14 protein-coding genes and 1 riboswitch are annotated in these 12542 nt (G+C 33.5%); of the genes, 12 read left to right on the top strand and 2 right to left on the bottom strand.

The window, feature by feature from the left end; genetic code table 11:
- Positions 1 to 46: 46 nt before the first annotated feature.
- The 7 genes from ACNQF8_RS06900 (at position 47) to ACNQF8_RS06870 (ending at position 7110) form a co-directional block, all read left to right on the top strand.
- A complete protein-coding gene (locus ACNQF8_RS06900; RefSeq protein WP_417952618.1) occupies positions 47 to 424 on the top strand; it encodes a DUF5522 domain-containing protein in 378 nt (125 codons plus the stop codon).
- Positions 425 to 426: 2 nt separating this feature from the next.
- Complete coding sequence (gene cobU, locus ACNQF8_RS06895; RefSeq protein ID WP_417952617.1) at positions 427 to 942, top strand: bifunctional adenosylcobinamide kinase/adenosylcobinamide-phosphate guanylyltransferase; 516 nt, start codon at positions 427 to 429, stop codon at positions 940 to 942.
- A 90-nt stretch (positions 943 to 1032) separates the two neighbouring features.
- A complete protein-coding gene (locus tag ACNQF8_RS06890) occupies positions 1033 to 1677 on the top strand; it encodes a Dph6-related ATP pyrophosphatase (RefSeq protein ID WP_417953125.1) in 645 nt (214 codons plus the stop codon).
- Positions 1678 to 1745: 68 nt separating this feature from the next.
- A complete protein-coding gene (gene cobT / locus ACNQF8_RS06885; RefSeq protein ID WP_417953124.1) occupies positions 1746 to 3422 on the top strand; it encodes a nicotinate-nucleotide--dimethylbenzimidazole phosphoribosyltransferase in 1677 nt (558 codons plus the stop codon).
- Positions 3423 to 3478: 56 nt separating this feature from the next.
- A complete protein-coding gene (locus ACNQF8_RS06880) occupies positions 3479 to 4285 on the top strand; it encodes an adenosylcobinamide-GDP ribazoletransferase (protein ID WP_417952614.1) in 807 nt (268 codons plus the stop codon).
- The gene (gene cobC, locus ACNQF8_RS06875; RefSeq protein WP_417952613.1) at positions 4270 to 4806 is read left to right on the top strand and encodes an alpha-ribazole phosphatase; all 537 of its coding nucleotides are present in this window, start codon (positions 4270 to 4272) and stop codon (positions 4804 to 4806) included. The genes ACNQF8_RS06880 and cobC overlap by 16 nt, the downstream gene beginning before the upstream one ends.
- Positions 4807 to 4845: 39 nt before the next feature.
- Positions 4846 to 5122, top strand: a riboswitch (cobalamin riboswitch).
- A gap of 77 nt (positions 5123 to 5199) precedes the next feature.
- Positions 5200 to 7110, top strand: coding sequence for a TonB-dependent receptor plug domain-containing protein (locus ACNQF8_RS06870; RefSeq protein WP_417953123.1), 1911 nt, complete (start codon positions 5200 to 5202; stop codon positions 7108 to 7110).
- A gap of 149 nt (positions 7111 to 7259) precedes the next feature.
- On the opposite strand, the gene ACNQF8_RS06865 is transcribed toward ACNQF8_RS06870, so the two are convergent.
- Both ACNQF8_RS06865 and ACNQF8_RS06860 read right to left on the bottom strand, forming a co-directional pair.
- Entirely contained in the window at positions 7260 to 7880 is a 621-nt protein-coding gene (locus ACNQF8_RS06865; protein ID WP_417952611.1) for an N-acetylmuramoyl-L-alanine amidase, read from the bottom strand.
- A gap of 69 nt (positions 7881 to 7949) precedes the next feature.
- Positions 7950 to 9401, bottom strand: coding sequence for a S41 family peptidase (locus ACNQF8_RS06860; RefSeq protein ID WP_417952610.1), 1452 nt, complete (start codon positions 9399 to 9401; stop codon positions 7950 to 7952).
- A 120-nt stretch (positions 9402 to 9521) separates the two neighbouring features.
- On the opposite strand from ACNQF8_RS06860, the gene ACNQF8_RS06855 reads away from it, so the two are divergent.
- From ACNQF8_RS06855 to ACNQF8_RS06835, 5 genes are all read left to right on the top strand, one after another.
- A complete protein-coding gene (locus ACNQF8_RS06855; protein ID WP_282729914.1) occupies positions 9522 to 10031 on the top strand; it encodes an RNA polymerase sigma factor in 510 nt (169 codons plus the stop codon).
- On the top strand, positions 10018 to 10503 hold the full coding sequence (locus ACNQF8_RS06850) for a hypothetical protein (protein WP_417952609.1): 486 nt from the start codon (positions 10018 to 10020) through the stop codon (positions 10501 to 10503). Before ACNQF8_RS06855 ends, ACNQF8_RS06850 begins: the two co-directional genes overlap by 14 nt.
- Positions 10504 to 10557: 54 nt before the next feature.
- Positions 10558 to 11133 carry a DUF4252 domain-containing protein gene (locus ACNQF8_RS06845; protein WP_315211645.1) on the top strand — a complete coding sequence of 192 codons (576 nt, stop codon included), beginning with the start codon at positions 10558 to 10560 and terminating at the stop codon, positions 11131 to 11133.
- Between the two features lies 1 nt (position 11134).
- Entirely contained in the window at positions 11135 to 11668 is a 534-nt protein-coding gene (locus tag ACNQF8_RS06840; RefSeq protein WP_417953122.1) for a DUF4252 domain-containing protein, read from the top strand.
- Between the two features lie 333 nt (positions 11669 to 12001).
- Positions 12002 to 12163, top strand: coding sequence for a hypothetical protein (locus ACNQF8_RS06835; RefSeq protein ID WP_417952607.1), 162 nt, complete (start codon positions 12002 to 12004; stop codon positions 12161 to 12163).
- Positions 12164 to 12542: the final 379 nt, after the last annotated feature.

The following is a 12542-nucleotide window of genomic DNA, read 5'->3' as shown; positions in this document are numbered from 1 at the left end:
GTTTATTTTTAGCAGTAAAAAATTGAACAAATACTATCTTTACAAAATGAATAGCATTAAAGTCAAAAACTGTTCTGCTTGCGGAACTCCTTTTAATTGCGGGGACACACCAGAAGGAAGTAAATGTTGGTGCAACAATTTTCCGCCCATTTTTACAACGACAGAAGTGGTAGATTGTCTCTGTTCCAGTTGCTTTACAACGGCATGCTCCGCTAAAATTGACGAATATGTTGCAACACTGTCTCCTGAAACTGCAACAAATAATAAAGCTAAAGATTTACCTAAAACAACTCATCTCATAGAAGGAATAGACTATTATTTAGAAAATGGGAATTATGTTTTCAAGGCTTGGTTTCATCTTAAAAGAGGACATTGTTGTGGCAATGGATGTCGACATTGTCCGTATGGATTTAAAAAAATATAAAAATGATATATTTAATAACTGGCGGTGAACGCTCCGGTAAAAGTAGTTATGCCGAAAATTTAGCAAAAGGATTGTCGGATAAACCAATGTATGTGGCTACAGCCCGAAAATGGGATGATGATTTCCAAAAGAGAATCGATCGCCATCAAAAAGATCGGGACGAACGATGGATTAATATCGAAAAAGAAAAATACTTGAGTGAAATTAATTTTTCAGGGAAAGTAGCGATTGTCGATTGCGTTACACTTTGGTTAACGAACTTTTTTGTAGATACTAAAAACGATGTTTCCTTGTGTTTAGAACAAGCTAAAGCTGAATTTGACGCTATTGCCAATCAAGAAAATACAACTATTATTATTGTAACCAATGAAATAGGAATGGGCGTTCATGCCGATACTCACATTGGTAGAAAATTTACCGAGCTACAGGGATGGATGAATCAATATATTGCCAAAAAAGCCGATACTGTTGTGTTGATGGTTTCTGGAATTCCAGTAACGATAAAAGAAAAAAAATGAAATAGCTATGATTTTACAATATTGAATTCAAAGAAAATATTACCTCATAGCGTATTATATATTCAATTAAAAATCAATAAATAACTACATATGAATTTTGTAACTTCTTGGAGTGGGGGAAAAGACAGTTGTTATGCAATGATGCAATCAACTCAGCAAGGATTTATTCCAAAAGTGTTACTCAATATGATGAATGAAAACGGCAAAGTGTCCCGTTCTCACGGATTGCCATTATCTATATTGAATCAACAAGCTCAAAAAATGGGATTGCCTCTGGAAGGAATTCCGGCAACTTGGGGTGATTATGAAGCCAAATTTATTGCCGTTTTGAAAATGCTAAAAGCCAAATATGATTTGGAAGCAGCCGTTTTTGGTGATATTGATTTGCAACCGCACAAAGATTGGGAAGATAAAGTATGTGCCGCCGCATCGCTAAAAGCAATTTTGCCTTTGTGGCAACAAGACCGAATTGTTTTGGTAAACCAAATGCTTGAAAACGGCATTGTAACGATGATTGTTTCTTGCAATACAATAATGGGAGAACAGTATCTGGGGAAAATTTTGACCAAAGAATTAGCACAAGAATTACAAGAAAAAGGAATAGATCCTTGTGGTGAAAATGGCGAATTTCATACTTTGGTAATTAATTGTCCGTTATTTTCGGGAGCGATTGAACTGCCTGAATTTACTAAAATTACCTATGAGAACTATTGTTTCATCGTTTGGGAAGAATAACTTTTCAATAACAAAATAACAATGGCAATTGTCATTGAATTTGCCATTGAACTTTTAAATAAAAAAACATGACTTATTTAGATGAAATTTTAAAATCCCGCCGCGACACCCGTCATTTTACGGAGGATCAAGTGCCTGATGCTGTTATTGAAAAAGCACTGCAAGCGGGGCATTGGGCGCCTTCTGTGGGTTTGACTGATGCTACAAAATACTATCTGATCAGGTCGGCTGAAATGAAGAAAGCCATTAAAGATTTATTTTTAGATTATGATGAAAAAGCAATTTCGCTAACAGATAACGAACAACAAAAACTAGCCTACAAAGCTCTTAAGCTAGAAGCAATAGAAGAAGCACCATTAGGATTAGTGATTTGCTATGATCGTTCGGTTTTAAATAATTTCACAATTGGAACTGTTGGGAGTAATGAAGCGGTAAAGTTTAGTTCCGTTTGTGCAGCGCAAAATATTTGGTTATCATTAACGGAGCAAGGCTATTCTATGGGTTGGGTTTCCATATTGAATTATTATCAGTTCAAGCAATTATTGGGTTTACCTGAAAAGATGGAGCCATTGGGGTATTTTTGTGTGGGAAAACCGGCTACCAATTATGATAATCAACCCATGTTGCAACAACTGAATTGGAAACAAAAACAAGAAATTCCATTAGTTGAGGAAATCACTGTTTTGAATGAAAGTAAGGTGGAGAAAGTATTTTTTGATGCTAAAAAGGAGATAGATTCTGCTGCTTTTGCAAATGCGTTACAACATAAAATCGACCAAAAAACTAAACCAACAGGTTCATTAGGGATTTTAGAAGTGCTCGCCAAACAAATTGGGATGGTGTTTCAAACTTTAGAACCTAAAATTATAAAACCCAATATGGTTGTTTTTGCAGCTGATCACGGAATTGCAAATCATGGAGTAAGTGCCTATCCACAAGATGTAACCAGACAGATGGTGACTGATTTTTTGATAGGTGGAGCAGCAATCAATGTGTTTTGTAAACAAAATAAGATTCAATTGGCGATAGTGGATGCTGGGGTAAATTATGATTTCCCTATGAATACTGATTTGATTTCGGCTAAAATAGGGAAGGGAACACACTCTTTTTTACATGGAGCCGCAATGAGTAAAACAGAAGTTAAATTGTGTTTTATAAAAGGAAGTGAAATTGTTGCCTCTATTGCAAAAACGGGCAGTAATTGCATTGGTTTTGGCGAAATGGGTATTGGTAACACTGCTACAGCTTCGGTTTTGATGAGCATTATTTTAGAATTACCAATTCAGGATTGCGTGGGAAAAGGCACAGGAGTAAATGATGAACAGTTGATTAAAAAAATTAGTATTCTTAAAAAATGTATTGCTAATTACGATGGTTCAGATGATTTAGAAAGTAAGTTAGCTTATTTTGGGGGATTTGAAATCATGCAAATGGTAGGAGGGATGCTTCAGGCAAAACAAGACAATATGTTGATTCTTGTTGACGGCTTTATCTGTAGTGTTGCTTTTTTAATTGCCTTTAAAAAGAATCCGTCCATTATTAAAAATGCTATTTTTTGCCATTCATCTGCGGAGCAAGGACACCAAAAAATATTAGATTATCTAGGAGTTCGTTCCCTATTGCAACTAGATTTAAGGTTGGGTGAAGGCACGGGTTGTGCGATTGCTTTTCCTATAATTGAGTCGGCTATAGCATTCTTGAATGACATGGCTAGTTTTGAATCTGCTGGGGTTAGCGGTCAGTAGAGACGCACTGCATTGCCTCTCTACGTGAGAAATAAAATCAAAAAATAATTCTAAAAATGAAAAAAGAACTACATATATTTTTTACAGCATTAATGTTTTATACAAGGATTCCATGTCCTGCAACCATCGATCACAATCCGGATTATTTAAATAAAGCGTCTCGTTATTTTCCATTAATTGGTTGGATTGTAGGTAGTGTGGCGTTTGGTGTATACTCTGTTTTTAATTTTTTAGTAGCACCTGAAATTGCTGTAATCTTCTCTATGATTGCTTCCGTTTTAGTTACCGGAGCTTTTCATGAAGATGGTTTTGCTGATGTTTGCGATGGTTTTGGAGGCGGTTGGACCAAAGAAAAAATACTGATAATTATGAAAGACAGTGCTATTGGTGCGTATGGAGCAATAGGTGTGATGCTGTTGTTATTCCTTAAATTTCAAGGATTGACTCAATTAATTGATATCTCAGATAATCCTAAATTTATAATTTATAATCCACAATTTATAATTCTGTTGCTTTTTTTTTCCGCGCATTCTATCAGTCGATTAGCGGCGATCTCGATTGTTTTTACTCATGAATATTCTCGTGAGGACGCTTCCAGTAAAAGCAAACCTATCGCACAAAGTTATTCTTGGAGAGAAGTAGTGGGAGCTTTCTTTTTTGGATTGCTTCCATTAGTTATTTTGTCCTATTTTCAGTGGCAAATACTGTTGGTTTTAATCCCTGTTTTTCTGACCCGATTCTTTTTAGCACGTTATTTTCAGAAATGGATTGACGGGTATACCGGAGATTGTTTGGGCGCAACCCAACAGGTTTGTGAAGTGGTTTTTTATATATCAGTGATAGCATTATGGAAGTTTATTTAGTGCGCCATACCGAAACTGTTTGTCCAAAAGGAATCTGCTACGGACAATCAGATGTAGAAATCAAGGAACCTTATGATGCTGTTTTTCAGTCTGTTTTGAGTCAATTGCCTCAAGATGCAAATCTGTATTCCAGTCCTTTACTTCGCTGTGTTCTTTTGGCAAATTACATCAAAGACAATTCAGAAATTAATGCTGTAAATGAAGATTCTCGTTTGATGGAAATGAATTTTGGCGATTGGGAAATGAAAAATTGGGATGTAATTCCACCGGATGACTTTACGCCTTGGATGACTGATTTTGTAAATGTTCGCGTGCCGAATGGAGAATCATTTACGGATTTACACAATCGAGTAATTGATTTTATGCATAATGAACTTCAGCAAACCAATTCAAAACCAGTTATTATTGTGGCACATGCAGGAGTGATACGTAGTTTTTTATGTAAAATTTCGGATTTGCCACTAAAAGACGCTTTTCAGAATAAAGTAGATTTTGGAGCTGTAATTAAAATTGAATTATAAAATCCGCAATTATTTAGGTTATTAACTTAATATAATTTTATCTTTGCCGCCGTATTGAGGTTGAGGTTTGTTTATTTTCAAACCCCATTAAAAGGGAATCAGGTGAAAGATTTCAAGTTTTAGATTTCAGATTTCAGGGTTTAAATCCTAAATCAAGAATTCTAAATCAAGAATCCTAAATCCTGAGCTGTACCCGCAACTGTAAGCTATCAAGCTTGTTGTTATCTACAAAACCACTGTCTCGTCATTAAAGACGAGATGGGAAGGTAAACAACAAGACGCAAGCCAGGAGACCTGCCTATTACATCGAGTATCAAACTTTCGGGAAAAAAGGTTTGGGTATGGGTCATTCTATGCTTTTCTCCCCAATTTATTAAATTTTACATTTTAAAAATGAACAAAAAATTCATTCGCTTTAGTGCGATTGCATTGTTATTTGCAATGAACACGTATGCACAAGATCAAGAGCCAAAACAACTTGATGAGGTTGTTGTTTCCGATTCGAAATTTGCTTTGCCAAAAGAAAAATCAGGAAAAGTTATCGTCAAAATTACTGCTGAGGATTTGAAGAAAAAATCAGGGCAATCAGTAGCTTCTATTTTAAGTGCGGTAGCAGGTGTTGAAATTAATGGAAATCAGAGTCGTAATGGTAAAGATTTGGGACTTTACATTCGCGGAGGAAGAAATCATCAGGTTTTAATTTTGATTGATGGCGTTCCGGTAACAGATGCTTCCGGGATTAGCTTATCGTATGATTTGAGATTGCTTCCAGTGGAGCAAATTGAAAGTATTGAGATTATGAAAGGCGCTTCGAGTACTTTATACGGTTCTGGAGCAGCGACGGGTGTGATTAATATTACACTAAAAAAAGCAGGCAAAAAAGCGATTGCAGGAAATGCATATGTGAATATTGGTACACAAACAGCTGCTAAAAAAGCAAATTATAGTGTGCAAGATTACAATCAGGGTTTTGCTGTAAACGGTGGTTTTGAAAAAGTAAATTATTTTGCTTCTTTAAATAGTACTGAAACTACAGGGATTTCTGAAGCAAAACCATTAAATTCAAATACTAAATTTGAAAATGATGCTTTTTCAAGATTAAATTCTATAGTGAAAATTGGTTTTACACCAACTAAAAAATTATCCTTGGATTTCTTTGCAAATTATGACCGAATGAAAAGCGGTTTTGATGCAGGTTCATTTTCGGATGATATTACTAATTTCAGTCTTTCAGAGCAATTTAGAGTTGGTTTTTCTCCAAAATACAAATACAATAAAGGAGAATTTGTAATTAACTCTGGTGCCAATGTAATCAATCGCGATATTTTTAGCTACGGATCTTTATTCCAGGCAAAGTCAAGAAGTGTCAATGTTGATGCCTTTAATAAATATGAAATTTCATCTCAATTATTTATAGTAACAGGAGCACAATTTCAGTTTCACGAAATGTCAAACGTGAGCCAGTATGATGCGATTACAACTGAGATGGCTAAATTCAATATGATTGATCCTTATGTAACGGCAGTTTATAATTCTGGTTTTGGATTAAACTTAAATGCAGGAGCACGTTATAACATTCATAGCAAATACGGAAATAATTTAGTGTACAACGTAAATCCATCGTTTAGCTTTTCAGAATCATTAAAAGTATTGGCTTCTTACAGTACTGCATTTGTTACGCCAAGTTTGTACCAATTGTACTCTCCGTATGGTGATTTGGATTTATCTCCAGAGAAAGATGCTACAGCCGAAGTTGGTTTTGAAGTAAGTTTAGCAAATAAAAAAGTGGTTTTAAATGCAGTAGCTTTTCAAAGGGAAGAGGAAGATGCAATAGGATTTGATTTGATGACTTACAAATACTTTAATGTAAATGGGAAAAACAAAGCCAAAGGACTTGAAACAATGGTTTCGTATGCTTTTAATGATAAAGTAAAATTCAATGCCAATTATACTTTTACAGAATTAGAAAGACAATCTCGTATCTTGAATCCTAAACATAAAGTCAATGCTGCTATAGATGTTCAAGCAACGTCTCGCCTTGCTTTTAATGTGGCATACCAATTTGTGTCTGACAGATATTTAGAATATACAATCTATCCAGCGCCAACGTATGACCCTGTATTGAAATCAGAAATTTTGAAAGATTACCAATTAGTAAATGCTAATGTTCGTTATGAATTGATCAAAAACAGATTGAATATTTTTGGTGCAGTTGATAATATTTTGGATAAAGACTTTGTCGAAAGTAGAGGATACAGTACAAGAGGTAGAAATTTTAAATTAGGTTTGAATTTCTTGTTCTAAAAAATAAAGAAAAATTATTTCAGTTTTACTCTTAATTCCCGTTCCCTAATTTGGAACGGGTTTTTTGTAGGGAAAAATTTGATTCTTTGATTTGTAATAAAAAAAAGAGGCTTTCATCACTGAAAGCCTCTTTTTTATTTAAAGTTATTTTATTTCAATTCTGAGATGAATTCTATTATAGTGGCTGCAATTTTATTTTGTTCCAAATCATTAGTCAGATATTCTCTATCAGTTAGATTAGACATGTAACCTAATTCAACAAGCACTGCCGGTACTTCCGATTTTTTTAAAATAAAAAAAGGAGCTTTCTTTATTTCAGATGCTTTTAAATTAGTTTTTTGAATGAATTTATTACGAAGTTCATTCGCAATTTTATTTGATTTTTCATTTGCAATCGATTCATTTGCAATGTAAAATTCCATTCCTGATTTTGCCAAATTTGAACTTTTATTGACATGCAATGATAAAACTAAATCAGGTTTGATTTTGTTAATGATTACTGAACGATCACTCAAAGACAGAAATTCATCTCCAATTCTGGTAACATGAACACTAACATTTTCGTTTTTATTTAAAAATTTGATTTTGTTAGTGATTTGTTCTACAATTTGTTTTTCAGTGCTGCTGCTTGAAGTAGCTCCAAAATCGGATCCACCATGTCCAGCATCAATAACGACATTAATTTGTTTAGGTGCTTTACTATTTGGTTTTACAAATGCGAAAGATACAATGGTAGCAAAGGCTAAAAATAACGGAATTGATTTTTTCATGTGGTTTTGATTTAAATAGGTTATTCAATAATAACTTACAAAAAACAATTTTATTGTGTTATTTTTATTTTATTCCAATGCTTTCAAAAGTCCTTCTGGAGCTTTCTCAATGTACATTTGGTTTTGGATTCCTTTGATTGATTTAGAATCTTTGAAAAACTCAAAGTTTATACCAGTATTTTGTTTCAACATTCTGGTTGTTCCTGTTATTTTTCCTATTGCGGTACTCAATAAAGGTTCAGAAGGATCTCCAAGAACGCCATAAGTGCTAATTGTTTCTTTTAATAAATAATCAGGTTGTAATCCATTGAAATAATCTCCAAAACCGGTTGAATTCACAATTTTCAATACAATCGGCTGCATGGCGTACTTGTGATTTGGGTTTCTATTTTCGGAACCAAAAGTAGGGGAGTCATATAGTGTAACCGACCCTACATTTTTCCCCACAGTTACATCGCCAATTTGTATTACATTGATATGAGGTTCTAATCCGTTAATTACTAACTCACTTGCTGATGCTGTGCTTTGAGTAGTCAAGATGTAAACTTTAGTTAAGTTTAAACTGTTTATTGCTGTAGTTCCAATTTTGTCAGTAAAGCTATTTATTAAAGCTGCGGGATTGTTAGTTTCGAAATACGCGTTAATTTTAGCATTCCATTGTTGTTTAGCAAATACTTGTCCTGTGAACTGTCCGGTAATCATACTCGCTAATCGTGTAGCCGTTTGCACAGAACCACCTCCGTTATAACGTAAATCCAAAACCAAGTCTGTAACTCCTTGTGATTTTAGAGAAGCAAACGCTTCATTCAATTGCGTGTCATAATTGGCATAAAAACCATTGTACATCAAATACCCTATTTTATGTGAACCTGAAGTGATTACTTTGTTGATTAAAATTGGATTTTCAGATAAAACAGTTTTTGTTAATTCAACTGATTTTCCGTTAGAAACAATTGTTGTTCCGTTATAATCAGCTAGATTTAATGTGTAATTTTCGTTGGAACCAAATAATAGCGACTCATAGTTAGTCAAAGTAAGCTGAGTTCCATTTACGGCAGTAAAATAATCACCACGTTTGATGTTCTTGTTCGATGCATCTGAATTTGCAATGATATAACGTACGTAACCAAATATTTCAGTAGTACTTCCTGGTTTTCTGCTTAAACCAAAATCAACACCATTATTTTTAGTGGTTCCTTGGAGCGTTCCTTCGAGTTCTAAATAGTCATCCACAATCCAACTAAAACGATCTATGGTTTTGTCAACTCTAAGCGCATCAAACAAATCCTCGGGAACGGTATATCCTTTTAGAAATATATTTAATGCAGCTTGGTCTGCAAATTTATCATCGTCTAGATTTGGAACATCTGCTTGCCATAAGTAATATTGGTTCATCCCTTTCCAAATAAAATCTTGTATGTCTAAACTGGCTGGTGGAGCTAAATCATCATTGTCTTGACAGCTTTGGAAAGTGAAAACTGCCATAAGTAATAAAAGCGTAAATTTGAAACTTGTTCTCATATGTAGGTTTTAATATAATTAACGTAAAAATACTAACTTTAGTTTTATTTTATGTTTTTTGTTACAAAAATAAAAATGAGTCGTCTAGATTATATAACCAGTTTAAAAACCTAATTTTTTATGAACCAAAATGAGTTTGTGCTACTCGTCACTCCTTTTAAAGATAAAGTATTTAGGCTGGCTAAGCGCTTGCTCGTGAGTACTGAGGAAGCCGAAGATGCTACTCAGGAAGTTTTGGTGAAATTATGGAGTAAAAATGGAAATTTAGCGGGGTATAGCAGTGTTGAAGCATTTGCAATGACAATGACCAAAAATTATTGTTTGGATCAGCTAAAATCGAAAAGAACAGGGAATCTCAAAATCGTTCATACAAATTATGTTGATAGAGAACCGGGTCTGGAGAAGAAAATGGAAGACCAAGACAGTTTGAACTGGGTGGAAAAAATAATGGATAAATTACCCGTTCAGCAAAGATTGATTATTCAAATGCGGGATATTGAACAATACGAATTTGAAGAAATCGCAAAAATATTGGACATGAATGAGAGCGCGATTCGGGTGGCGCTTTCAAGAGCAAGGAAAACGATACGGGATTATATGACAGAAACACACAATTATGGAATTAGTTAAAATAGAAGATTTATTAGAAAAATACTTTCAGGGAGAAACCAGTATTGCAGAGGAAAATGAATTACGTAATTATTTTTCTTCATCGAATGTTGCGCAGCATTTAGAACAATACAAACCTATATTTGGGTATTTCTCTCTTGCAAAAGGGCATCAGTTTACGCCAGAAATTCCGCTACTCCCGAGGCCTCGGGATAAAAAACGTAATGTTACGTGGATATCAATTGCGGCTTCGGTTGTTGTTTTGCTGGGAATAGGAACCTATGCTTATTACAGTGCTGATGTTGTAACTAAAAGTAAAGATTTAGGAACATATGACGATCCTGAAGAAGCTTTTAAAGCAACTCAAAAAGCATTATCATTATTATCAAATAATGTAAATGTTGGCATAGAAAGTGTACAGTATATTCAAGAGTATCAAACCACGAAGGACAAAATATTCATTAATACAAAAAAACAGTCCGGTGGTTCTTAATTACCTTGAGTAAACAGTAAAAAAAATAATTTTAAACCATAACAATTTAAAAAAATGAAATCAACAATCAATAATAACAAAATGAACAATAATTTCAATAAGAGTAAAAAGATTATACTCACATTAGTATTTGCATTAGTTTCAAGTACATTTTTTGCGCAAGCGGCTTTTGATAAATTTGATGGGCAGGAAGGTGTAACATCAATCATTGTCAATAAAAAAATGTTTGATTTGATGAGCAAAGTAAAAATGGATGCTTCTGATAAAGAAACACAACAATACTTGAGCTTGATAAAAAAACTGGATGATTTGAAAGTGTTTACCACTAAAAGTACCAGAATAGAAGGCGAAATGAAAGTTGTAGCTGATAAGTACATAAAAACAGCAGGATTAGAAGAACTAATGCGTGTGAATGAGAATGGCAGAAGTATTAAAATTTCAGTAAAATCAGGAGCAAGTGATTCTCAAATAAGAGAATTGTTTATGTTCATTGAAGGTGCTAAAAATGACGATACGGTTTTAATGTCTTTGAAAGGTAATTTCGATTTAGACGAACTGTCCGTTCTGACTAATAAGATGAAAATTCCTGGTGGGGAAGATTTGAAGAAAGCAACTAAAGGGAAAAAATAAGATGAAAACAGTTTATGGATTAGCGCTGCTATTGAGTTTGTTTCTCGTGAGCTGTAACTCGGAACCGACCTTGCAAAAGTATTTTGTGGAAAATACCGAAAACAAGAACTTTATTGCCCTTGATGTGTCACCTAACATTCTGAATGTTGATAAAACAAAATTATCAATTGCGCAGAGTGATGCTTTGAAGTCCTTTGACAAGATGAATGTTTTGGCTTTCAAATTGAATGATAAAAATAAAGCAGAATTTGAAACTGAACGTGCTAAGGTTAATTTGATTTTAAAAGACAAAAAATACCAACAGCTTATGAAGTTTGGTTCAGGTAAAGAAGGTGCTTCAGTGAGCTTCGTAGGTACAGATGAGCATATTGAAGAGTTTGTGTTCTTTGCCAATAAAAAGGAAAGCGGTTTTGCTGTTGTTCGAATTTTGGGCAAGGATATGAATCCCACTAATATTATGACTATGATGAGCATTCTACAGCAGTCTAATATTGATTTAGAGCAGTTGAAGCCTTTGCAGCAGTTAATTAAATAAACATATTTTTAAATAATAAAAAAGCGTCTAGATATTTTGTCAAGACGCTTTTTTTATGATTTAGTTTTTGGGTGCTGCGTTATTTTCAAAATATTAAGAGAGTTTATTTCTTTTATGGTCAATTATTTAGCTTTATTAAAATAAAGATTTATTTTTTAGAGATTCATTTTAAAAGTATTCAAGTAAAATTCTTTTCGCTACTGGAATAATGATAAAGTGAATTTAATCATGGTAGTAAATATCACTAAATGTTGGTATTGCACGAGCCTATTATTACATGTAAGTTTGTTCAAAATAATTTCTTTTTATTTACGAATTAAAACAGAATCTTATATGAAAAATGCAGTACAAGAGAGATATAAATTTCAAGTATTAGCAGGAAAAGCCGATAAAAGATTTTTTTATATTGGCGCTTTTATCTTCTCGGCCGTATCTGTTTCAACTGTAATTTTGGTAGTTTTACTTTTATCAAATACGTTAGACAAATATTCTTAAAATTTATAATTTGTAAATTGGTAGCTATTTCAAAACATTCATGACTTAACTTTATTTGTTAAAGTCAAATTTTTTATAACCTTGAAAAGTGAATCTCATTTTATTTATCTCAACCTAAATATGATATGTAAGCTATTTAAAAATACTAGAGAGCGCTTTTAAATCGATGGTATGAAGAGTATAAAGATATTTATTTTTTTTCTCTAATAGCATGAAATCGATTGCGTTTACTTTTACGTGTTAAACATATTTTAAATTATTTTTTTCTCTCGCTACTTTGTTTACTTTTGCCGACAAATGAAGATAACTGCTTTTTTTCTGTATCTGTTTTTCCATCTGCTAAGTGGAGGAAATGTTGTTTATGCGGCTTCGCATAACA

The organism is Flavobacterium labens, assembly GCF_048286755.1.
Classification (GTDB): domain Bacteria; phylum Bacteroidota; class Bacteroidia; order Flavobacteriales; family Flavobacteriaceae; genus Flavobacterium.
This window is presented reverse-complemented; position numbering and strand designations above follow the sequence as displayed.